Below are 21,339 nucleotides of genomic sequence, written 5' to 3'. Positions count from 1 at the left end.
CTACGCTCCCGCGGCCGCCTCCGGCGCGGTCCACTCCAGGGTCACCTTCCAGGCGGACTTGGACGAGGCCTTGCCCACAACGGCCAGGAACTGTCCGGTTTCGAAGGAGACGTCGCAGCCGAACTCGACCGTCGCCTTCGAGGCTCCCGTCTGCTGGAGCCGGGTGCCCAGCGATCGGGCGACCGCCGTCAGGCCGTCGAGGACCGGGTCCAGGCTGGGACGGCGCCAGCCGATCTCCTGTTCCTCGCCCAGGGCGAGTTGCGAGGTGCCCTCGCCGGGAGCCACCGCCATCAGGATCGCCTGGCCGTCGATCTCGACCGGGATCATCATCGGCATCGTGCCCTCGTCCACTTGCTTCCCCCGTAACAGCCCTCAGACAGACGGCTCATCGTAGCGAGCGGCCGGTGCCGTGCTGCCCCGGATCGTCAGATGCGGCACCGGCACCCGTACCGCCCGTGCCGAGCCGCCGTCCAGCAGGGCGGTCAGCTCGCGGGCCGCCGTGCGGCCGAACTCCGTGCTGTCGCGGGAGAGGGCGGAGAGCCAGGGCTTGACCATGCGGCACAGGGCCGAGTCCTCCCAGGAGACGACGGAGACGTCGTCCGGGACGGAGTAGCCGAGTTCGGCCGCCGCCGCGACGCCGGCCACCGCCATCACGTCGTTGTCGTAGATCAGGGCCGTCGGGGGCGGGGTCGCGCGCAGGACGCGGCGGGTGACGGCCGCGCCCTCGGCGTCGGAGTAGTCGGTGGTGACCGAGTGGACCTCGCCCAGGCCCCGCCGGGCGGCCTCCGCGCGCAGGGTGCGGATCCGGCGCTGGGTGTGCGCGAGGCCGGGCAGTCCCGCGATGTGCACGATGCGGCGGTGGCCCAGCCGGGTCAGCTCGTCGACCACCGACGCCATCGCGGCCGCGTCGTCCGCCCAGACCGTCGAGAGCCCGGGGTGGCGTTCGTCGGGGGCGCCGCCGATCACCACGGCGGGCAGGCCGAGTTCGTCGAGGAGGTCGGGGCGTGGGTCGTCGGCGCGGGGGTCGACGACCAGGACGCCGTCGACGCGGTGCTCCGCCCACCAGCGCCGGTAGACCGCGCACTCGTCGGCCACGTCCTCCGCCATCTGGAAGAGCAGTCCGAGATGGCGTTCGGCGAGCACCTCCTGGATGCCCGAGACCAGTTGCAGGAAGAACGAGTCCACGCCGAGCGAGTGCGCGGGGCGGGCGAGGACGAAGCCGACGGTGGCCGCGCCCTCGCCGGACAGGGCGCGGGCGGCCGTGCTGGGGCGCCAGCCGAGCTGCTCGGCGATCCGCTGGACCCGGGCCCTGGTCGTCTCGGAGACCCCGGGGCGGCCGTTGAGCGCGAAGGAGACCGCGCTCTCGGAGACACCGGCGCGGCGGGCGACGTCCTTCATCGTCGGCCGGCGCGCGGGGACGCGTTTCTCCGCCAACTCACTTCCTCATTCGGTTCGGGGCCGTGATCTGCTAATGCGCTTGAGTCGCCACACCCTAAAGCGCATTAGCGATCCATGGCAATACGTTCGTAACACCTTTCTGAGCAGGGGTTTTGAGTCACTAATGACTTTAGCTGCGCCGAATCCATTGACGCGGTGCCAAAACGGCGTGCAAGGTCTGGCGCGGCACCTCCGGCCGACCCCGCTGCAAAGGAGCAACGGACCATGCGCATCTCCCGCAGAGCCTTCGCCCTCGCCGCTGCCGCCGTCCTCGCCCTGCCGCTGAGCGCCTGCGGTTCCGGCGGGGACGACGGCGGTTCCACCGACGCCTCGGGCAAGGTCGAGGGCGACATCACCTTCCAGACCTGGAACCTGCGCGCCAACTTCAAGTCGTACTTCGACGGCCTGGTCGCGGACTTCGAGAAGAAGTACCCGGGCACCCACGTGAAGTGGATCGACCAGCCGGCCGAGGGCTACGCCGACAAGATCAGCGCGGACGCGGCCGGCGGCACCCTCCCCGACGTCGTCAACGTCTCCCCGGACCTGGTCGCCCCGCTCGCCAAGGCGGGCCTCGCCCTCGACCTCGACAAGGCGGCGGCCAAGTACAAGTCGGAGTATCTGGCGGGCGCCTGGGCCAGCCACGAGATACCGGGGACGAGCGGCACGTACGCCTTCCCCTGGTACCTGAACACCGGCCCGCTCTTCTACAACAAGACGTTGTTCAAGCAGGCCGGCCTCGATCCGGAGCAGCCGCCGAAGACCTACGACGAACTCTTCACCGACGCGCTGAGGATGGCCCAGCAGAGCGACGGCAAGGTCGCCACCCTCGCCAACGTGCCGACGATCGAGGACTTCGGGCGCTACGGCTCGCAGTTGATGGACAAGGCCGGGACCGGCTTCGCCTTCAACGACGCCAAGGGCATCGAACTCCTCACCAAATACAAGGAGTTGTACGACGCCAAGGCGCTCGACCCGCAGGCGCTGACCGCGACCCCCGAGTCCACCGGCAAGAAGTTCCTCACCGGGGCCGTCGCCATGAACCCCGGCAGCGCCCTCGACCTCGACAACTTCAAGAAGCAGGCGCCGAACCTGTACAAGAACATCGGCATCACCGACCAGATCACCAGCACCGGCCACGTCAACATGTACGTGATGGGCGTGATGGTCAACTCCCGGACCAAGCACACCGCCGCCGCCGTCGCCTTCGCGCACTTCGTGACCGACGCGCAGAACCAGATGTCCTTCGCCAAGAAGGTCGCCATCTTCCCGAGCACCGCCGGCTCCCTCGACGACCCGTACTTCACCAAGGAGGACGGCACCGACGAGACCCGGGTGCGCATCGCCGCCGCCAAGTCGCTGAAGAACGCCGTCAACTACACGCCGGTCCTGTTCAGCGACCAGATGAAGACCGCGCTGCGCAACGAGGTGGCCAAGACGCTGCAGGGCAAGGAGAGTCCCAAGACGGCCCTCGACAACGCTGTCAAGGCCTGCGACCGGCTGCTCCAGCAGGAGGGCTGAGGAACCGATGGCCGACGTTTCCCGCGTGCGGCGCCAACTGCCCACCAGTCCCTGGCTGTTCGCCGCCCCCGGGCTGCTGGTTGTCGGCGCCTTCGTGCTCTACCCGTTCGTCTCGACGGTGGTGAACTCCTTCACGGACCGCCGCACCCTGATCCCGGGCCGCTTCGTCGGGCTCGCCAACTTCCGTGAGCTGATCCACGACGACATGTTCTGGACCGGCCTGCGCAACAGCACCCTGTACATCGTCGGGGTGGTCCCCGCCCTCGTCGTCCTGCCGCTGCTGCTCGCCCTGCTGGTGCAGAAGAACATCCCCGGCATCACCTTCTTCCGCTCCGCCTTCTACACCCCGGTCGTCGCCTCGATCGTCGTGGTCGGGCTCATCTGGGTGTGGCTGCTCGACGAACGCGGCCTGGTCAACTCGCTGCTCGAGACCGCCGGGGTCGGCCGGGTCGGCTTCCTCAGCGACCAGTGGCTGCTCCTGCTGAGCGCGATGGCGGTCACGGTCTGGAGGGGCCTCGGCTACTACATGATCATCTATCTGGCGGCGCTCGCCAGTGTGCCGCGCGAGCTGCACGAGGCCGCCGCCGTGGACGGCGCCGGAGCGGTCCGCCGCTTCCTCACCGTCACCGTGCCCGCCGTGCGCTCCACCATGGTCCTGGTCGCCGCACTCTCCTCGGTCAGCGCCTTCAAGACCTTCTCCGAGGTGTACCTGATGGCCGGTCCCGACGGCGGCCCGGCCGGCGAGGACACCACCCTCGTGATGCTCGTCCAGCAGACCGGCACCGGACTGACCGGCCGGGTCGGCTACGCCTCGGCGCTCTCCGTCGTCGTCTTCGTGGTGACCGTGGCGCTGATGCTCCTCGTACTGCGCGCCGACCGGAGGGACCGGCCATGACCGTCACCGAGGAACGCGTACGGACCGTGCCCCCGGCCAAGGAGGCACGCGTCACCGACGAACACGGCCGCCGCATCCGGATCGGTGAACTGGTCCTGCGCTACGCCCTGTTGCTGCTCGTCCTGGCCGTCACCGTAGGCCCGTTCCTGTGGCAGCTGTCGACCTCGCTCAAGGGCCCGACCGAGGACATCTTCAGCTCGCCGCCCAGTCTCCTGCCCGAACACCCCACCCTGCACAACTACCGGCGGGTCGCCGACACCATCCCCGTCTGGGACTACGCCCTCAACTCCCTGAAGGTCGCGAGCGCCAGCGTGGTCACCAACTGCGTCGGCTCGGCACTCGCCGGGTACGCCCTGGCCCGGCTGCGCTACCGGGGCCGGCGGGCCGCCACCCTGGTCTTCATCCTCGCGATGCTCGTCCCGGTGGAGGGCATCATCATCGCCCAGTTCACCACCATGCGCGAACTCGGCCTCAACAACACCCTGATCGGTGTCGTCCTGCCCGGCTCGATCGGCGCCATGAACGTGCTGCTGATGCGCAACGCCTTCGTCAACCTGCCCTACGAGATCGAGGAGGCGGCCTACGTCGACGGCGCGAACGTCTGGCAGCGGTTCCTGCGGATCGCCCTGCCGTCGGTCAAGGGCACCGTCGCCGTCGTCGCGATCTTCGCCTTCATGGGCGCCTGGGACGACTTCCTGTGGCCCCTCATCGTGCTCAGCGACCCCTCCAGGTTCACGCTCACCATCGGCCTCAACTACCTGCACGGCACCTTCGCCAACGACGAACGCCTCGTCGCCGCCGGCACCGTGATCGCCGTCGCCCCGCTCATCGCCCTGTTCGCCTGCCTCCAGCGGTACTTCTTCCGGGGCGTCGGCGAGGGAGCCGTCAAGGGCTGAACCCCGTCAACCGCCAGCAAGGACTACGCATGCCTCCTGCCGTGCGCCTCGGCGTCAACTACACCCCCAGCGAAGGGTGGTTCCACCACTGGCTCGACTTCGACCCGGACTCGGTGCGCGCCGACCTCGACTCGATCGCCGCGCTGGGGCTCGACCACATCCGGGTCTTCCCGCTGTGGCCCTACTTCCAGCCCAACCGCTCCCTGATCCGGCCGCGCGCCGTCGAGCAGCTCGTCGCCCTCGCCGACGCCGCGGCGGAGCGCGGTCTGGACGTCAACGTCGACGGCCTCCAAGGGCACCTGAGCAGCTTCGACTTCCTGCCCGCCTGGACCCGCACCTGGCACCGGCGCAACCTCTTCACCGACCCGCAGGTCGTCGAAGGCGAGGCCGCCTACCTGCGCACCCTCGCCGCGGCCCTCGCGGACCGGCCCAACTTCATCGGGATGACCATCGGCAACGAGGTCAACCAGTTCGCCGCAGGCCCGCACCCCGATCCCGACCGGGTCAGCGAAACGGAGGCGGAGCAGTGGCTCCTACGGCTGCTGGCCGCCTGCGAAGAGGGCGCCCCCGGCGGGCTGCATCTGCACGCCTCCTACGACGCCGCCTGGTACCAGGACGACCAGCCCTTCACCCCCGCCCACTCGGCCCGCCTCGGCGCCGTCACCGCCGTGCACTCCTGGGTGTTCGACGGCACCGCCCAGCGGCACGGCCGCACGGCCCCGCAGACCGAGCAACACGCCGCCTATCTCGTCGAGTTGAGCAAGGCCTGGGCCGAGGACCCGCACCGGCCCGTCTGGCTGCAGGAGGTGGGCGCGCCCGCGCCGCTGATCCCCGCCGAGCACGCGGCGGCCTTCGCCGAGGCGACGGTCACCGCCGTCCTGGACTGCCCCGACCTGTGGGGCATCACCTGGTGGTGCTCGCACGACGTCAGCCGGAGCCTCGCCGACTTCCCCGAACTCGAATACGGGCTCGGTCTGCTGACCAACGACCGCAAGCCCAAGGACATCGCCCACGTTCTCGCGGCGGCCGAACCCGCGACGGCCCGGCCGCGCGGCACGGCGCTCGTCGTGCCCGCCGACCCGGCCCTGCGCTCCCGCAACGCCCCCGGCGGGCCGGTCTTCGACGCCTGGTTCCGGCTCGCCGCCGACGGCGCCCGCCCCACCACCGTCCTCGACACCCGCGCGGCCGACCGGGACCATCTCACCGCGCGCGGCATCACCGAAGTCGTCACCCCCGAACAGGTTCTCCCCACCCCACAAGGAGGCACCCGCTCGTGAACCCCAGCAGACGCTCCGTCCTCATCGCCGCCACCGCTGCGGCCTTTTTACCCACTCCCGCCCTGGCCGCCACCCGGAAGGCCACCTCGGCCGCCACCACGGCCACCCCTCCCTACGCGTCCTACTTCTACCCGGACTCCTTCCCCTCCGGCAGCCCGGGCACCGGCATCACCTGGCGCAGCCTGAAGACCTGGACGGCGGCCGGCGACCCCGACCTCGCCTTCAACGCGGCCTCCGTGCCGCTCGCCGCCCGCTTCACCCCGACCCCCGCCAACACCACCGCCCGCTCCGGGCAGGCCCGCGTCCAGTCCCTGGTGTCCTTCGGACCCACCTCCAGCAACCCCTCCCAGGGCTCCGCCACCGCCGACTACTACGCCCTCACCCACTGGGCGTACCTCGACGAACTGGTCTTCTGGGGCGGCTCGGCCGGAGAGGGACTGATCCTCGCCCCGAACGCGCCGATCGTCGACGCGGCCCACCGGCACGGCGTCCCCGTCCTCGGCAACATCTTCCTGCCGCCCACCGCCTACGGCGGCCAGCTCCAGTGGACCCGCGACCTGGTCCAGACGGACGCCACCGGGCACTACCCCCTGGCCGCCCAACTGGTCGCCCTGGCCGCCGCCTACGGCTTCGACGGCTGGTTCGTGAACGCCGAGACCGGCGGCGGCAACACCGCCCTCGGCACCGCCATGCTCGGCTTCGTCACCGAGCTCAAGTCCCTCGCGGCGGCCCAGGGACAGCGGGTCACCTGGTACGACGCGATGACCGTCAACGGCACGGTCAGCTGGCAGGGCGCCCTGAACAGCCAGAACCAGGCCTTCTTCCAGGCCGCCGACGACATGTTCGTCGACTTCCGGTGGAGCACCTCGACCCTCGCCTCCTCGGGCACGAAGGCCGTCCAGCTCGGCCGCAGCCGCTACGAGCTGTGGGCCGGGGTCGACGTCGAGTCCAACGGCTCCAACACCTCCGTGAACTGGGACGCGATGGTCCCGAGCGGCGCGGCGCACATCACCTCCATCGGCTTCTACCGGCCCGAGTGGACCCGCAACCACCTGCCCGCGAGCCGCACCCCCGGCGACTTCCACGCCGCCGACGACCGTTTCTGGACCGGCCGGTCACTGGACCCCTCCCAGCCCGACGGCACCGACCCCTGGCGGGCGCCCGCCGTGTCGGTGGCGGACCGGTCGACGGTGACGGCGGTCCCGTTCGCGAGCGTCTTCAACACCGGCCACGGACTGCGCTGGTACGAGGACGGCGAGGTCACCTCGGACACGCCCTGGAACCACCTCGGCGTGCAGGACCGGCTCCCGTCCCGGCGCTGGTCCGTCCGGACGTCCGGCACCCGGCCGGCCGTGACCTTCGACTTCGCGGACGCCTGGCGGGGCGGCAGCAGCGTGCTGGTGGACGGCGCCCTGGACCGGCCCGCGGTACTCGACCTCTACGCGACCCGGCTGCCGATCACGGCACAGACGGTTGTCGAGCTGACGTACCGGACCGACGCTGGGAGCGTGGACGTCGAGCTGGCCATCGCCACCGCCGAGCCGGGCAGCGCCGGCACGGCACCGCCCTACACCTATCTGCCGGTGGACTCCGGCGACGGCTGGTCGACCGCGGCCGTCCCGCTGACCGGTCTCTCCGGCACCGTGCACGCCCTCGGCGTCCGCCTCACGGCGACCGAGGGACCGGTCCGGTGGCGGCTCGGCCGGATCGCCGTACGGGAGGGGACGGACACCCCCGCCGCTCCCGCCGACCCGCAGATCACCGCGGCCGACGGGGGAAACCTGCGCCTCGCCTGGGGCGCGGCCCCCGGCGCCGTGCGTCAGTACACCCTGCACCGCCTCCTCCCCGACGGCCCCCGGCGCTTCCTCGGCGCCACCGGCCAGCGCGCCTACTACCTGGCCGGCCTCCAGCCGGAGCAGGGAGAGACGACCGCACGGTTCGAAGTGCGTGCGGTAGGGGAGCTGTACACCTCGTCGGACCCTGTCACCGTCACGCACACCTGGTAACCGGTAACCAACAAACGGAGCACCCCACATGCATGACGACCACAGCCTGGTCGAAGCCCGCCTGAGGCGCGTCCTCGACGAGCGCATCCGCCCCGCCGTGTACCCCGAGTCCGTGCCGCTCGACGTCGCGGTGTGGCACGCGCCCGGCGAGCCCGTGCCGGTCGACGAGGGGCTCGCGGCCGAGCCCGAGCCGATCGCGGTGGGCGCCCGGTGGGGTGCTCCGTGGGGCACCAGCTGGTTCCGGGTGACCGGAACCGTTCCCGAGGAGTGGGCCGGACGGACCGTGGAGGCCCTCCTGGACCTCGGCTTCGACGAGAACATGCCCGGCTTCCAGTGCGAGGGCCTGGTCTACCGCCCGGACGGCACCCCGGTGAAGGGCCTCAACCCGCGCAACCAGTGGGTCCGCGTCGGCGCCCCCGTCGAGGGCGGCGAACAGGTCCGGCTGCACGTCGAGGCCGCCTCCAACCCCGTCATCCTCGACTACCACCCCTTCCGGCCCACCTGGCTCGGCGACAAGGACACCGCCGGGCACGAACCGCAGTACACGCTCACCCGGATGGACCTCGCCGTCTTCGACGAGACCGTGTGGCAGCTCGTGATCGACCTGGAGGTGCTCGGCGAGCTGATGGCCGAACTGCCGGCCGACGCACAGCGCCGCCACGAGATCCTGCGCGCGGTCGAACGGGCCCTGGACGCGGTCGACCTCCAGGACGTGAACGGCACGGCGGCCGAGGCCCGCGCCCGCCTCACCGACGTCCTCGCCACCCCTGCCGCGCCGTCCGCACACCGGATCAGCGCGGTGGGGCATGCGCACATCGACTCGGCGTGGCTGTGGCCGCTGCGCGAGACGGTCCGCAAGGTCGCCCGCACCACCGCCAACATGACCGCCCTCATCGAGGACGAGCCCGACTTCGTGTTCGCCATGTCGCAGGCGCAGCAGTGGGCGTGGGTGAAGGAGCACCGGCCCGAGGTGTGGGCGCGGGTGAAGAAGGCGGTCGCGGAGGGGCGGTTCGTACCGGCGGGCGGGATGTGGGTCGAGTCGGACACCAACATGCCGGGTTCGGAGGCGATGGCCCGTCAGTTCGTGCACGGCAAGCGGTTCTTCCTCGACGAGTTCGGCATCGAGAACGACGAGGCGTGGCTGCCGGACACCTTCGGCTTCGCCGCCGGACTCCCGCAGATCATCAGGGCGGCGGGCTCGACCCGCCTGCTCACCCAGAAGATCTCCTGGTCCCAGACGAACAAGTTCCCGCACCACACCTTCCACTGGGAGGGCATCGACGGCACCCGGATCTTCACCCACTTCCCGCCCGTCGACACCTACAACTGCTCCATGAAGGGCAGCGAACTCGCCCACGCGGCCCGCAACTTCAAGGACAAGGGCCGCGCCAGGCACTCCCTCGCGCCCACCGGCTGGGGCGACGGAGGCGGCGGTACCACCAGGGAGATGGTCGCCAAGTCGGCCCGGGTGCGGAACCTGGAGGGCGCACCGACGGTCGTCTGGGAGACCCCGGAGCAGTTCTTCGCGAAGGCCGAGGCCGAATACCCGGACGCGCCCGTCTGGGTGGGCGAGCTCTACCTCGAACTGCACCGCGCCACCCTCACCAGCCAGGCGAAGACCAAGCAGGGCAACCGGCGCAGCGAACACCTCCTGCGCGAGGCCGAACTCTGGGCGGCGACGGCGGCGGTCCGCACCGGATTCCCCTACCCCTACGCGGACCTGGACCGGATCTGGAAGACGGTCCTGCTCCACCAGTTCCACGACATCCTGCCCGGCTCGTCCATCGCCTGGGTGCACCGGGAGGCCAGGGCGACCTACCAGCGGATCGCGGCCGAACTCGACGGCATCGTCGACGCGGCCCAGCGGGCGCTGGCGGGGGAGGGCGACCGGCCGCTGCTGTTCAACGCGGCCCCGCACGGCCGCGGCGGCGTCCCTGCCGGCGGCGCGGCACAGGAGCGGCCGTCCGGCGAGGTGACCGTGTCGGACCGGCCCGAGGGCGGCCATGTCCTCTCCAACGGCCTCCTGCGCATCGAGATCGACGCCCGCGGCCTCGTCGTGTCCGCCTACGACCTCGACGCCGGCCGCGAGACCATCGCGCCCGGCACGGCCGCCAACCTGCTCCAACTCCACCCGGACTTCCCGAACATGTGGGACGCCTGGGACGTCGACGCCTTCTACCGCAACGCGGTCACGGACCTCACGCAGACCGACGAGGTGACGGCCGTCGCGGAGGGCGTCCGGATCGTACGGTCCTTCGGCTCGTCCCGGGTCACCCAGGTGCTGTCCCTGCCGCCGGGGGAGCGCCGGCTGCTGATCGACACGGAGGCCGACTGGCACGAGACGGAGAAGTTCCTGAAGCTGGCCTTCCCCCTGGACGTGCACGCCGAACGGTACGCGTCGGAGACCCAGTTCGGACACTTCCACCGCCCGACCCACACCAACACCTCGTGGGAGGCCGCGAAGTTCGAGGCCTGCAACCACCGCTTCGTCCAGCTGGAGGAGCCGGGCTGGGGCGTGGCGATCGTCAACGACTCGACGTACGGCCACGACGTCACGCGCAGCGTCCGCACGGACGGCGACCGGGGTACGACCACCACGGTCCGCGTCTCACTGCTGCGCGCCCCCCGCTTCCCCGACCCCGAGACCGACCAGGGCATCCACCGCTTCCGGCACGCACTGGTACCGGGCGCGGGCATCGCGGACGCGGTCCGCGAGGGCTGGCGGATCAATCTCCCGGAACGCCGGCTGACGGGCGCGAGCGACGTCGCCCCCCTGGTCACGGTCGACAACGACGCGGTCGTGATCACGGCGGTGAAGCTGGCGGACGACGGCAGCGGCGACGTGGTGGTCCGCTTCCACGAGGCACACGGGGGCAGGGCGCGCGCGACCCTGACGGCGGGCTTCGAGGTCGCGGACGTCACCGCGACGGATCTCTTGGAGCGCCCACTCCCCGATGCGCCTGAGCAAGTCGGCAACAGTGTTGGACTGCGCCTGCGCCCGTTCGAGCTGGTGACTTTGCGACTCCGCCGAGCCTGAAGCGCCCCCTCAGGGGCGCGGGGAACTGCGCGACCAGCCCCCACGCACCCGCAGTCGCGACACCGCACTAAGCCCTGAGCTGTGCACGCAACCACTCCTCCACCTCACCGACATGCGCAGCCGCCGCCGAGCGCGCCGCCTCCGGATCCCGGGCCACCAACGCCCGGTGGATGGCGGCGTGCTCCCGCCGCGTCCGCGCGAACGCCCCCTCCTCCTCGTACCCCCGCCACACCCGCGCCCGGAACGTCCGCGACGACAGCCCCTCCAGGAGCGCCGCCATCGTGTCGTTCCCCGCCGCCCCCGCGATCACCCGGTGGAACGCGAGGTCGTGCGCGAGGATCTCCTCGGGGTCGTCCGTCGCGTTCATCGCCGTGAGGTGCTTCTCCACCTCGGCCAGCTGATCGGCCGTGATCCGCGCGGCGGCCAGCGCCGTCGCCGTGGATTCGAGAACCCGCCGTACCTCCAGCAGCTCCACCAGCTGTGGCCCGCGGGACAGGTCGGCGACCACGCCGAACGTCTCCAGCAGGTCGCCCGCCTCCAGCCGGGTGACGTAGATGCCCGAGCCGTGCCGGGCCTCCAGCACGCCCAGGACCGTCAGCGCGCGGATCGCCTCGCGCATGGAGCTGCGGGACATGCCCAGCTGGGCGGCGAGATCCCGTTCCGTCGGCAGCCGCTGGCCCGGCTCCAGGCGGCCCTCCGCGATCATCGCCTTGATCCGCTCGATGGCGCGCTGCGTCACCGTGCCCTTCTGTGGCGCCGTCTCGTCCACACCACTCCTCCTGTCGCCGGTGCGCCGAAGTCTAACCAGCCAGGTGGTCCGACCACTATGACTCCTTCGACGGTCCATCGACGGAAAATAAGCGTCCGCAGGGTGTTGAACCCGTCGAGTGGTCTGATAAGTATGCGGGCATCTGCTCGAACACGCTCGATGAGGAGCTGCCAAGATGCCCGGCAGAACACTGAGGAAGCGGAACAGGTCCCGGATCGTCGCCGCGACGGCCGTGGCCGTCGGAGCCTCGCTCGCGCTCGCCGCCTGCGGCAGCACGAAGGACACCGGCAGCGGCAGTGCCGGAGGCGGCGGCACCGGCAAGGTCGGGGTGATCCTGCCCCTGCTGACCTCGCCGTTCTGGCAGTCGTACAACGACTACGTGCCCAAGATGGCGAAGACCGAGGGCGTGGACGCGCTGAAGACGGTCAACTCCAACAGCGACCCCTCGCAGCAGATCACCGACATCAACAACGAGCTGAACCAGGGCGTGAAGGGGCTGGTCGTCGCCCCGCTGGACAGTGCCGCCATCGAGGCGGGGCTCGACCAGGCCGAACGCAAGGGCGTGCCGGTGGTCGCCGTGGACGTGGCGCCCGACAAGGGCAAGGTCGCCATGGTGGTCCGCGCCGACAACGTCGCCTACGGCGAGAAGGCCTGCGACTACCTCGGCGCGCACGTCACCAGCGGCAAGGTCGTGCAGATCATGGGCGACCTGGCCTCGGTCAACGGCCGGGACCGCTCGGAGGCGTTCCGGTCCTGCGTGAAGAAGAAGTACCCGAAGCTCAAGGTCCTGGAGATCCCCGCCAAGTGGGAGTCCGACACGGCGGCTTCCCAGCTGGGCACCCTGCTCAACGCCAACCCCGACATCAAGGGCATCTACATGCAGGCCGGCGGCGTCTACCTCGCCCCGACCCTGCAGACCCTGAAGTCCAAGGGCATGCTCAAGACGGCCGGGCAGAGCGGGCACATAGTGATCGTCTCCAACGACGGCATCCCGCAGGAGTTCGACGCCATCCGCAAGGGCCAGATCGACGCGACCGTCTCCCAGCCCGCCGACGCCTACGCCAAGTACGGCATGTACTACATCAAGGCGGCGATGGAGGGGAAGACCTTCAAGCCGGGTCCGACCGACCACGACTCCACGATCGTCAAGCTGTCCAGCGGGATCCTGGAGGACCAGCTGCCCGCGCCCCTGGTCACCAAGGACAACGTGGACGACCCGAAGCTGTGGGGCAACACGGTCAAATGATCACGCCACTCGTTGAGGCCCGGGACATCGTCAAGCGGTACGGCCCCACCGTCGCCCTCGCCGACGGCCGGCTCACCGTGCTGCCCGGCGAGTCCCACGCCCTCGTCGGCCGCAACGGCGCCGGCAAGTCCACCCTGGTCAACGTCCTCACCGGCCTCCAGGCCGCGGACGAGGGCACGGTCCGCTTCGACGGCGAACCCGCGCCCGCGCTCGCCGACCGGGACGCCTGGCGGCGCAGGGTGGCCTGCGTCTACCAGAAGCCGACCGTCGTACCGGAGCTGACGGTCGCCGAGAACCTCTTCATCAACCGGCAGCCCCTGCACCGGGGTTTCATCAGCTGGCGGCGACTCCGCAAGGAGGCCGCCGCGCTCCTCGACACCTGGGACGTCCGCGTCGACCCCGAGGCCCGCACCGCCGACCTCAAGGTCGAGGACCGCCAAATGGTGGAGATCGCCCGGGCGTTGAGCTTCGGTGCCCGGTTCATCGTCCTCGACGAGCCGACCGCCCAGCTCGACAACCGGGAGATCGAGCGGCTGTTCAGCCGGATGCGGTCGCTCCAGGACTCGGGCGTGACCTTCCTGTTCATCTCGCACCACCTCCAGGAGGTGTACGAGGTCTGCCAGACCGTCACCGTGCTCCGCGACGCCCGCTGGATCATCACCGCCCCCGTCGCCGACCTGCCCAGGGCCGCCCTGGTGGAGGCGATGGCGGGGGAGGCGGTGACCGGGCAGCGGCAGGGGCCGCGGGACGCGGTGCCCGCCGGAGCACCCGTCGTCCTCAGCACCAGCGGGCTCACCTCCGAGTCGTACGACGGCATCGACCTCACCGTCCGCAGCGGTGAGGTCGTCGGCCTCGCCGGCACCAGCGGCAGCGGCAAGATCGAACTCGCCGAGACCATCGCCGGGTTGCGCACCCCGACCGGCGGCACCGCGCAACTGCAGGACGAACGGCTGCCGTTCGGCGATGTGCGGGCCGCGCTCCGGGCCGGCGTCGGCTTCGTGCCCCGCGACCGGCACGACCAGGGGCTGGTCTCCGGCATGAGCATCGGCGACAACGCCACCATGACCGTCCTGGACCGGCTCGGCCGCGGCGGGTTCGTCGGCACCGACCGCAGACGCGGCTTCGCCACCGGGCTGATCGAACGCCTCGACATCCACGCCGAGGGCCCCGACCAGCCCGTCTCCGACCTGTCCGGCGGCAATGCGCAGAAGGTCGTCATGGCCCGCGCCCTCGCCTCGGAACCCCGGCTGCTGGTCCTGGTCAACCCCACCGCGGGCGTCGACGTGAAGTCCAAGGAGTCGCTGCTGGCCCGCGTGGACACCGCCCGCGAGGACGGCACCGCCGTACTGGTCGTCTCCGACGAACTCGACGACCTGCGCCGCTGCGACCGCGTCCTCGTCCTCTTCCACGGCCGGATCGTCGCCGAACACCCGGCCGGCTGGCACGACCACGAGCTGATCGCCTCCATAGAAGGAGTGGACTCCATGCCCGAAGGAGTGGACCATGGCTGAGACCAAGGCCCCGCCGCTCACCCCGGTGCGCTCCCCGGACCCGCGCACGGCCCGCACCGTGATCCTGCGCCGGGCCCGTGAACTCGCCCTCGTCCCCGCCCTGTTGCTCCTCCTGGTGCTCGGCGCGGTGGTCAACGACTCGTTCCTCACCGAGCGCAACCTGATCTCCATCCTCGGTGCCTCCGCCGCCCTCGCCATGGTGGTGCTGGCCGAGTCGCTGGTCCTGATCACCGGCAAGTTCGACCTCTCCCTGGAGTCGGTCGTCGGCATCGCGCCCGCCGTCGGCGCCCTCCTCGTCCTGCCGTCGGCCGAGTCCGGCTGGGGCACCGAACTCCCCGCCGCCCTCGCCATGGTGGCGATCCTCGTCGTCGGCGCGGCGGTCGGCGCCTTCAACGGGATCCTGGTCGTCAAGTTCAAGCTCAACGCGTTCATCGTGACGCTCGCGATGCTGATCGTGCTGCGCGGTGTGCTGGTCGGCGCGACCAAGGGCAAGACGCTGTTCGGGATGCCCGACAGCTTCTTCACGCTGGCCACCTCCACGTTCCTCAGCGTCCCCATGTCGGTGTGGCTGGCCGCCGTCGCCTTCGCGGTCACCGGGCTGGTGCTGAAGTACCACCGCGTCGGCCGCGCCCTGTACGCCATCGGCGGCAACGCCGACGCCGCCCGCGCCGCCGGCATCCGCGTCGACCGGGTGATGCTCGGGGTGTTCGTGGTGGCCGGGGCGCTCGCCTCCGTCGGCGGGATCATGCAGACCGGGTACGTGGGCGCGATCAGCGCCAACCAGGGCAACAACATGATCTTCACGGTGTTCGCCGCCGCGGTGATCGGCGGCATCAGCCTGGACGGCGGCAAGGGCACCATGTTCGGCGCCCTGACCGGCGTACTCCTTCTGGGTGTCGTGCAGAACCTGCTCACCCTGGCGCAGGTGCCGTCGTTCTGGATCCAGGCCATCTACGGCGGCATCATCCTGGTCGCCCTCATGATCGCCCGTGTCACCACGGGACGGGCGCAGGACTGACCGACGGCGGCACGCCGGCCGCCGCCGTGACCCACCCGCGTCCCGAACTCCCCCCGACGGAAAGGCATTCCGTGTCCCCGAGCCCCGGCCCCTCCGCCCGCATCACCGCGGTCGACACCCACGACATCCGTTTCCCCACCTCGCGCGAGCTCGACGGCTCCGACGCGATGAACCCGGACCCCGACTACTCGGCGGCCTATGTCGTGCTGCGCACCGACGCCGGCGACGGGCACGAGGGGCACGGGTTCACGTTCACCATCGGGCGGGGCAACGACGTCCAGGTCGCCGCGATCGACGCGCTGCGGAACCATGTGCTCGGGCGTCCGGTCGACGCTCTCTGCGAGGACCCCGGATCCCTCTACCGGGACCTGATCGGCGACAGCCAGCTGCGCTGGCTCGGCCCCGAGAAGGGCGTGATGCACATGGCGATCGGCGCGGTGACCAACGCCGTCTGGGACCTCGCCGCCCGCCGCGCCGGCAAGCCGCTGTGGCAGCTGCTCGCCGACGCCGAGCCCGAGTGGATCGTCCGTCAGATCGACTTCCGCTACCTCACCGACGCCCTCACCCCCGAGGAGGCCCTCGCCATCCTCCACCGGGGCCGGGAGGGTGCCGGGGAGCGGCGGGCCCGGCTCCTGGAGCGCGGCTTCCCCGCCTACACCACCTCCGCCGGCTGGCTCGGCTACGACGACGAGAAGCTGACCCGACTCGCCGCCCAGGCGGTCGCCGACGGCTTCCGGCAGATCAAGCTGAAGGTCGGCGCCGACCTGGCCGACGACATCCGGCGCTGCCGGGTCGCCCGCCAGGTCGTCGGCCCGGACATCCGGATGGCCGTCGACGCCAACCAGCGCTGGGACGTCGACGAGGCGATCCGCTGGACCCTGGCCCTCGCCGAGTTCGACCCGTACTGGATCGAGGAGCCCACCAGCCCCGACGACATCCTCGGCCACGCGGCCATCCGCCGGGCGGTCGCCCCGGTCAAGGTCGCCACCGGCGAACACGTCCAGAACCGGATCGTCTTCAAGCAGCTGCTCCAGGCCGGTGCCCTCGACATCCTCCAGATCGACGCGGCCAGGGTCGCCGGCGTCAACGAGAACCTGGCCATCCTGCTGCTGGCCGCCAAGTTCGGCGTCCCGGTCTGCCCGCACGCGGGCGGCGTCGGACTGTGCGAACTCGTCCAGCACCTCTCGATGTTCGACTACCTGGCCGTCGCCGGCACCACCGAGGACCGGGTCATCGAGTACGTCGACCATCTGCACGACCACTTCATCGACCCGGTGGTGATCCGCGAAGGCCACTACACGGCACCCACCGCACCGGGCTTCTCGGCCGCCATGCGACCGGAGTCCGTCACGGAGTACACCTATCCCGGCGGCACCTTCTGGGCCGCCGACCCCGAGACACAGAAGGGACGGGCGGCATGACCGACTTCGAGGGTCTGAGGGCCCTGGTCACCGGCGGCGCCTCCGGGATCGGGCGGGCCACCGCCGAACTCCTCGCCGAGCGCGGCGCCCAGGTCGCCGTCCTCGACCTCGACCCGTCCGCCGTCGAGAAGCCGCTGCTCGGCTTCCGGGCCGACGTCACCGACGACGCCTCCGTGCGGGCGGCCGTGGCGAGTGCCGTCGAGGCCCTCGGCGGCCTCGACGTGCTGGTCAACAACGCGGGCATCGGCGCCCAGGGCACGGTCGAGGACAACGACGACGACGAGTGGCGCCGCGTCTTCGACGTCAACGTCCTCGGCATGGTCCGCGCCGCCCGCGCCGCCCTCCCGCACCTGCGCCGCTCCGCGCACGCGGCGATCGTGAACACCTGCTCCATCGCCGCCACCGCCGGCCTGCCGCAACGCGCCCTGTACAGCGCCACCAAGGGCGCCGTGTACTCGCTCACCCTGGCCATGGCCGCCGACCACGTCCGCGAGGGCGTCCGGGTCAACTGCGTCAACCCCGGCACCGCGGACACCCCGTGGATCGGCCGCCTCCTGGACCGGGCGCCCGACCCGGCCGCCGAGCGCGCCGCCCTGGAGGCCCGCCAGCCCTCCGGCCGCCTGGTCTCCGCCGCCGAGGTGGCCGGCGCCATCGCCTACCTGGCGAGCCCGCTCTCCGGCGCCACCACCGGCACCTCCCTCGCCGTCGACGGCGGCATGCAGGGCCTCAGGCTCCGGCCGGTGGGCCAGTGAACGCGCTCGGCCGCAGCGGCGTCCGGGTCAGCCCGCTGGGCCTCGGCGCCGCCGTGATCGGCAACCTGTACACCGAACTCCCCGACCAGCAGGCGTACGACACCGTCACCGCCGCCTGGCAGCAGGGCATCCGCTACTTCGACACCGCCCCGCACTACGGCCTGGGGCTGTCCGAGCGGCGGCTGGGCGAGGCCCTGCGCCGGTACGACCGGGACTCGTACACCCTCTCCACCAAGGCCGGCCGCCGCCTGGAACCGGGCCCCGGCGACGGCGACGACCTCGCCCACGGCTTCGCCGTGCCCGACACCCTGCGCCGGGTCTGGGACTTCACCGCCGACGGCATCCGCCGCACCCTGGAGGCCAGCCTGGAGCGGCTCGGCCTCGGCCGGGTCGACGTCGTCTACCTGCACGACCCCGACGACCACGCCGAGCAGGCCTTCCGCGAGGGCTACCCGGCGCTGGAGAAGCTCCGCGCCGAGGGGGTCGTGGGCGCGATCGGCGCCGGCATGAACCAGACGGCCATGCTCACCCGGTTCGTCCGCGACACCGACGTCGACGTGGTGCTGTGCGCGGGCCGCTACACCCTGCTCGACCAGAGCGCCCTCGCCGACCTGCTCCCGGCCGCCGCCGAACGCGGCACCTCGGTGGTGATCGGCGGCGCCTTCAACTCCGGTCTGCTGGCCGACCCGAAACCGGACGCCACCTACGACTACGCCCAGGTCTCCAACGAGCTGCTGTCCCGCGCCCTCCGCCTCAAGGCGCTCGCGGAGGAGCACGGGAGCACGCTGCGCGCCGCCGCCCTCGCCTTCTGCGCCGCCCACCCCGCCGTGGCGAGCGTCCTGGTCGGGGCCCGTTCGGCGGCCGAGATCGCGGACGGTGCGGAGCAGTTCGCCACCCACGTCCCCGCCGCCTTCTGGCAGGAGCTGCACGCCACCGGCCTGCTGCCCGCAGAAGCCCCCGTGCCCGCGGAGGACCGGTCATGAGGGTCGCCCTGCACACCAAGGTCCGGGCCGACCGCATCCCCGCGTACGAGGCCGCCCACCGCGAGGTCCCCGCCGAACTCACCGACGCCATCCGGGCCGCCGGGGCCACCTCCTGGACCATCTGGCGCAGCGGCACCGACCTCTTCCACGTCCTGGACTGCGCCGACTACGGCCGCCTCCTCGCCGAGCTGGAGAAGCTCCCGGTCAACGTGGCCTGGCAGGCCCGGATGGGCGAACTCCTCGACGTCGTCCACGACTACTCCGAGGCGGGCCCGGCGGCCGGCCTGCCCGTCGTATGGGAGCTGCCATGACGATCGACGCCCACCACCACGTCTGGGACCTCTCGGTACGCGACCAGGACTGGATCACCGGACCCGAACTCCAGCCGCTCCGGCGGAACTTCACCGTCGCGGACCTCGCACCCGAGGCTGCGGCGGCCGGGGTCACCCGCACGGTCCTGGTCCAGACGGTCACCGTCCCCGAGGAGACCCCCGAGTTCCTCGCCCTCGCAGCCGCCCACGACCTGGTCGCCGGAGTCGTCGGCTGGACCGATCTCACCCGGCCCGACGTCGCCGACGAACTCGCCCGCCTCCGCGAACTCCCCGGCGGCACCCACCTGAAGGGCATCCGCCACCAGGTCCAGGGCGAACCCGACCCGGAGTGGCTGCTGCGCCCGGACGTCGGCCGGGGCCTGGCCGCGCTCGCGGACGCGGGCCTCGTCTACGACCTCATCGTCCAGGCCCACCAGCTCCCGGCCGCCGTCAAGGCCGCCGAGTCCCACCCGGACCTCACCTTCGTCCTCGACCACCTGGGCAAGCCCCCCATCGCCTCCGGCGCCCTCGAACCCTGGGCCACCGGCGTCCGCGCCCTCGCCGCCCGGCCCAACACCGTCTGCAAGCTCTCCGGCATGGTGACGGAGGCCGACCCCGCCTCCTGGACCGTCGACGACCTGCGCCCGTACGCCGCCACGGTCCTGGACGCCTTCGGCCCGGACCGCCTGATGTTCGGCTCGGACTGGCCGGTGTGCGTCCTGGCCGGGACCTACCGCGAAGTCCTTGAAGCGGCAACCGAGTTGACCGCCCCGGCCGACCGCACCGCGGTCTTGGAGACCACCGCCGCCCGCGTCTACGGCCTCTGAGCCGCCCCCGCCAGCCGGGTCGGCGGCAGGAACTCCCGTACGTACGTCCGCTCCCAGCACGCGCCCGTCTCCCGAAGCTCCCGCCAGGTGGTGTAGCGGTAGCGGAAGAGGCGGGCGCGGACGAAGCGCGGGGGCCGGTCGGGCGGGAAGGGGGAGCTGCGCAGCAGCCGCAGGGTGTCCCGGTCGTTCTCCAGGAGGCGTTCCACCAGGCCGCCGAACCAGTCACCGGCGTACGCGGGGGAGAGGGCGGCGAACCACATCAGCCAGTCCAGGCGGAGGTGGTAGGGCGCGAACTGGCGCGGCCAGTGCCGGGGATCGCCCGGCTTGCCCCTGAACTCGTACTCCCGCCAGTCCGACTCCTCGTGCGGTACGGCGTCCAGAGTGCCCTCGACCACCACCTCGTACCGGATCCGGCTGACGCTGCCGAACGCGCCGTAGGTGTTGACCAGGTGGAGCGGGTCGAAGGAGCGGTTCATGACCTGGCGGTGGGAGACCATGTTCCGCACCGGGTGGTAGCTCAGGCAGAGCAGCAGCGCCGTCACGGCGAGGACGACCACCTCGAACCAGAGGGGGGTGGGCGGTGCGGCGGCGTGGTCCGTGGGCAGTCGGAGGGCGGACAGGGCCAGCACGATGGTGATCCAGTTCAGCCAGGAGAAGTTGCCGGAGGCCACCAGCCACAGCTGGGTGAGGATCATCAGGGACGCGGCAGCGGTCGCGATCGGCTGCGGGGTGAACAGCAGGACCGGGACCAGCAGCTGGGTGACGTGGTTCGCGGCCACCTCCGCCTTGTGCACCGGCCCCGGCAGATGGTGGAAGAACCAGCTCAGCGGGCCCGGCATCGGCTGGGTCTCGTGGTGGTAGTGCAGGCAGGTGAGCTTGCGCCAGCAGGCGTCCCCGCGCATCTTGATCAGTCCCGCCCCGAACTCCACCCGGAACAGGATCCAGCGCAGCAGGAACAGGACGACGACCGGCGGGGCCACCTCGTCGTTGCCCAGGAAGACGGCCAGGAAGCCGGTCTCCAGGAGCAGGGACTCCCAGCCGAACGCGTACCAGGTCTGGCCGACGTTGACGATCGAGAGGTACAGCGCCCAGGGGACCAGCCACAGCACCATTCCGGCCCACAGCGGGAGTTCGGAGTCCGCGCCCGCCAGCAGCGCCGCCGACACCGCGCAGCCCGCCCAGGCGCAGCCCGCGAAGAGACGGTCCGAGTAGCGCAGGTGGAACAGGCTCGGTGCCCGCCGGAAGGGGACGCGGGCCACGAACCGCGGGATCGGCAGCATCCCGCGCTCGCCCAGCAGGGCCCGGAACTGCAGCGCCGCCGTCAGGAACGCGACGAGGTACACGCCGGCCAGAGCCCGCTGGAAGACCAGCCGGCTCACCCAGTACCCGGGGTCGGTGAACCAGTCCACGGCCGTGCGCTCCTCCCTCTCTCCGG

Annotated in this window: 18 protein-coding genes; 14 read left to right on the top strand and 4 right to left on the bottom strand. The window is 71.5% G+C overall.

Annotated elements, in window-relative coordinates; genetic code table 11:
* Window positions 1–351: a CU044_2847 family protein gene (locus ACGF5O_RS09020; RefSeq protein ID WP_393809247.1), complete on the bottom strand. Its 351-nt coding sequence runs from the start codon at window positions 349–351 to the stop codon at window positions 1–3.
* 21 nt (window positions 352–372) lie between these two features.
* Window positions 373–1,398 carry a LacI family DNA-binding transcriptional regulator gene (locus ACGF5O_RS09015; RefSeq protein ID WP_393809562.1) on the bottom strand — a complete coding sequence of 342 codons (1,026 nt, stop codon included), beginning with the start codon at window positions 1,396–1,398 and terminating at the stop codon, window positions 373–375.
* 264 nt (window positions 1,399–1,662) lie between these two features.
* Here ACGF5O_RS09015 and ACGF5O_RS09010 point away from each other — a divergent pair, with 264 nt between their 5' ends.
* Genes ACGF5O_RS09010 through ACGF5O_RS08985 form a run of 6 tightly spaced genes read left to right on the top strand, consistent with a single transcriptional unit; the run spans window position 1,663 to window position 11,066 of the window.
* Window positions 1,663–2,955, top strand: a complete 1,293-nt coding sequence (locus ACGF5O_RS09010) for an ABC transporter substrate-binding protein (RefSeq protein WP_393809246.1) — start codon at window positions 1,663–1,665, stop codon at window positions 2,953–2,955.
* A 7-nt stretch (window positions 2,956–2,962) separates the two neighbouring features.
* Complete coding sequence (locus tag ACGF5O_RS09005) at window positions 2,963–3,850, top strand: carbohydrate ABC transporter permease (RefSeq protein WP_393809245.1); 888 nt, start codon at window positions 2,963–2,965, stop codon at window positions 3,848–3,850.
* Entirely contained in the window at window positions 3,847–4,746 is a 900-nt protein-coding gene (locus tag ACGF5O_RS09000) for a carbohydrate ABC transporter permease (RefSeq protein WP_393809244.1), read from the top strand. The genes ACGF5O_RS09005 and ACGF5O_RS09000 overlap by 4 nt, the downstream gene beginning before the upstream one ends.
* A gap of 29 nt (window positions 4,747–4,775) precedes the next feature.
* Window positions 4,776–6,023, top strand: coding sequence for a glycosyl hydrolase (locus ACGF5O_RS08995; RefSeq protein ID WP_393809243.1), 1,248 nt, complete (start codon window positions 4,776–4,778; stop codon window positions 6,021–6,023).
* Complete coding sequence (locus ACGF5O_RS08990) at window positions 6,020–8,029, top strand: endo-beta-N-acetylglucosaminidase (RefSeq protein WP_393809242.1); 2,010 nt, start codon at window positions 6,020–6,022, stop codon at window positions 8,027–8,029. Before ACGF5O_RS08995 ends, ACGF5O_RS08990 begins: the two co-directional genes overlap by 4 nt.
* Before the next feature lie 28 nt (window positions 8,030–8,057).
* Entirely contained in the window at window positions 8,058–11,066 is a 3,009-nt protein-coding gene (locus ACGF5O_RS08985) for an alpha-mannosidase (RefSeq protein ID WP_393809241.1), read from the top strand.
* Window positions 11,067–11,133: 67 nt separating this feature from the next.
* On the opposite strand, the gene ACGF5O_RS08980 is transcribed toward ACGF5O_RS08985, so the two are convergent.
* On the bottom strand, window positions 11,134–11,835 hold the full coding sequence (locus ACGF5O_RS08980) for a FadR/GntR family transcriptional regulator (RefSeq protein WP_393809240.1): 702 nt from the start codon (window positions 11,833–11,835) through the stop codon (window positions 11,134–11,136).
* A gap of 175 nt (window positions 11,836–12,010) precedes the next feature.
* Here ACGF5O_RS08980 and ACGF5O_RS08975 point away from each other — a divergent pair, with 175 nt between their 5' ends.
* The 8 genes from ACGF5O_RS08975 to ACGF5O_RS08940 all read left to right on the top strand — a co-directional run bounded on the left by ACGF5O_RS08975 (window position 12,011) and on the right by ACGF5O_RS08940 (window position 19,904).
* Window positions 12,011–13,081, top strand: coding sequence for a sugar ABC transporter substrate-binding protein (locus ACGF5O_RS08975; protein ID WP_362651289.1), 1,071 nt, complete (start codon window positions 12,011–12,013; stop codon window positions 13,079–13,081).
* The gene (locus ACGF5O_RS08970) at window positions 13,078–14,592 is read left to right on the top strand and encodes a sugar ABC transporter ATP-binding protein (RefSeq protein WP_393809239.1); all 1,515 of its coding nucleotides are present in this window, start codon (window positions 13,078–13,080) and stop codon (window positions 14,590–14,592) included. The genes ACGF5O_RS08975 and ACGF5O_RS08970 overlap by 4 nt, the downstream gene beginning before the upstream one ends.
* On the top strand, window positions 14,585–15,610 hold the full coding sequence (locus tag ACGF5O_RS08965; RefSeq protein WP_393809238.1) for an ABC transporter permease: 1,026 nt from the start codon (window positions 14,585–14,587) through the stop codon (window positions 15,608–15,610). The genes ACGF5O_RS08970 and ACGF5O_RS08965 overlap by 8 nt, the downstream gene beginning before the upstream one ends.
* Before the next feature lie 71 nt (window positions 15,611–15,681).
* Window positions 15,682–17,031: an L-fuconate dehydratase gene (locus ACGF5O_RS08960; protein WP_393809237.1), complete on the top strand. Its 1,350-nt coding sequence runs from the start codon at window positions 15,682–15,684 to the stop codon at window positions 17,029–17,031.
* Entirely contained in the window at window positions 17,028–17,783 is a 756-nt protein-coding gene (locus tag ACGF5O_RS08955; protein ID WP_393809236.1) for an SDR family NAD(P)-dependent oxidoreductase, read from the top strand. The genes ACGF5O_RS08960 and ACGF5O_RS08955 overlap by 4 nt, the downstream gene beginning before the upstream one ends.
* A complete protein-coding gene (locus ACGF5O_RS08950) occupies window positions 17,780–18,766 on the top strand; it encodes an aldo/keto reductase (RefSeq protein WP_393809235.1) in 987 nt (328 codons plus the stop codon). The genes ACGF5O_RS08955 and ACGF5O_RS08950 overlap by 4 nt, the downstream gene beginning before the upstream one ends.
* The gene (locus ACGF5O_RS08945; protein WP_393809234.1) at window positions 18,763–19,077 is read left to right on the top strand and encodes an L-rhamnose mutarotase; all 315 of its coding nucleotides are present in this window, start codon (window positions 18,763–18,765) and stop codon (window positions 19,075–19,077) included. Before ACGF5O_RS08950 ends, ACGF5O_RS08945 begins: the two co-directional genes overlap by 4 nt.
* The gene (locus tag ACGF5O_RS08940) at window positions 19,074–19,904 is read left to right on the top strand and encodes an amidohydrolase family protein (RefSeq protein WP_393809233.1); all 831 of its coding nucleotides are present in this window, start codon (window positions 19,074–19,076) and stop codon (window positions 19,902–19,904) included. The genes ACGF5O_RS08945 and ACGF5O_RS08940 overlap by 4 nt, the downstream gene beginning before the upstream one ends.
* Here ACGF5O_RS08940 and ACGF5O_RS08935 read toward each other — a convergent pair.
* Window positions 19,892–21,313 carry a lipase maturation factor family protein gene (locus tag ACGF5O_RS08935; protein ID WP_393809232.1) on the bottom strand — a complete coding sequence of 474 codons (1,422 nt, stop codon included), beginning with the start codon at window positions 21,311–21,313 and terminating at the stop codon, window positions 19,892–19,894. The genes ACGF5O_RS08940 and ACGF5O_RS08935 overlap by 13 nt on opposite strands.
* Window positions 21,314–21,339: the final 26 nt, after the last annotated feature.

Source organism: Streptomyces sp. NPDC048291 (assembly GCF_043201715.1).
Lineage (GTDB): Bacteria > Actinomycetota > Actinomycetes > Streptomycetales > Streptomycetaceae > Streptomyces.
The sequence above is the reverse complement of the archived record's forward strand: the minus strand, read 5'-3'. Positions and strand labels throughout refer to the sequence as shown.